This is a genomic window from Candidatus Pelagibacter communis (assembly GCF_001180185.1).
In the GTDB taxonomy this organism is placed as follows: Bacteria; Pseudomonadota; Alphaproteobacteria; order Pelagibacterales; family Pelagibacteraceae; genus Pelagibacter; species Pelagibacter ubique_F.
In genome coordinates this window covers 1-1,296 of the sequence record NZ_CVSS01000023.1, presented here as the reverse complement: position 1 = coordinate 1,296, position 1,296 = coordinate 1, and the positions used below count along the sequence as shown (strand labels likewise).

Here is a 1,296-nt window from a genome sequence, read left to right as displayed (position 1 = left end):
AAATTTTTCATTAGATTTCATTAATTCTGCTCTTCTGTTTAACAAATTAATTCCAATTTTTTTATATGGATCTACTTTTAAACCTAGACTTTTATCTAAAATTATTGGCGCTTTATTAGATTTAATTGTTTTATAAAAACGAGGTGATTTTTTCATCTCTTTTTTCAAATCCTGATAATTAAGCTTTTGCAATTCTTCAATATTTGCTGATAAATTTACTACCTGTCCCCATTTATAAACTGGGTGCATACAAGAATTTGGATGTAAAGGAGCAACTAAAAATAAATAATTTTTACCAAAAAAATTCTCATTAATCGTAAACATTTTTTCCTGTTTTATTAAGTTTTCAACAACAACTTTACTTTTAGTCTTTAAGTATTCATGCCACAAATCAGGTTGCTTATCTTTTAATAAACCTAAAACCTTAACAGTTAACTCAGTGTCGAAAAGAGCTCCATGTGCTCCTGAAGAATCAAAGCCATTTAATCTTGCTAATGACTCTAATTTCATAGATTTATTCCCTTTGTGATTTAGTTCAGTTTTTAGAACATTTTCATCAATAGCAAATGCTGCTTTGATCATGTTTAATGCATCATGCCTTGAATTGCCCTCTGTATTTATCAAATATGGTTTTCTTAATGATTTAAAAAACTCTCGCCTTATAATTTCGTCATCGAATCCAATCGAGCTGAATCCCATAAACGTTGCAGGTGACCATTCACGAAATTTTTTCTCTACTTGAGCAATCATTTGGTAATGACTTAAGTTACCTTTGGTAATCAAATCAACGTTTGACTTATTTATACATAAGGCAGTTGCGGATGGAACTCGGTCTTGTGGCATCCTGCATCTTGCTGTAAATCTTTCTTTTTCATTAAAATTTTCATCTAATAAAATAGCACCAATCTCAATCATGGTAGCCCAATCTAATTGTGCCGAGTCCGTTTCTATGTCCCACACTACATAATTCAATTTACCATCCTTTGTGAATAAAATTGTTCAACTTTTTCCATAAATTGATTTTGATAATTTATTAATCTTTCACCCTCAATCATAAATCTTTGGAAAGTATTGTCCTTGGTACATAGAAGGATTGCTACTTGAGAAATATTTGATCCATGAACTTTATTGTGAGCCAATGAATATGCCGCACATTGAAGATAATAATCATCAATCCACTCATCCTTTTTTGGTTTGTTGCTTTGTTTAAAATCTATAATCGTTTCTTTATTTTCATAAATACCAATACAATCTGCAGCACCTGCATATTTCCCAGGATAATATAGAGTTGCCTCA

The 1,296-nt window shown here is 30.6% G+C and carries 1 protein-coding gene and 1 pseudogene; both read right to left on the bottom strand.

Annotation, left to right across the window (positions count from 1 at the left end; genetic code table 11):
- A partial coding sequence (locus AMN95_RS01915; protein ID WP_075522317.1) for an exonuclease domain-containing protein occupies positions 1-972 on the bottom strand: 972 nt, incomplete at its 3' end.
- Positions 969-1,296 (bottom strand): annotated as a pseudogene (locus AMN95_RS01910) (hypothetical protein); the annotation flags it as partial. The pseudogene AMN95_RS01910 and the gene AMN95_RS01915, both read right to left, overlap by 4 nt.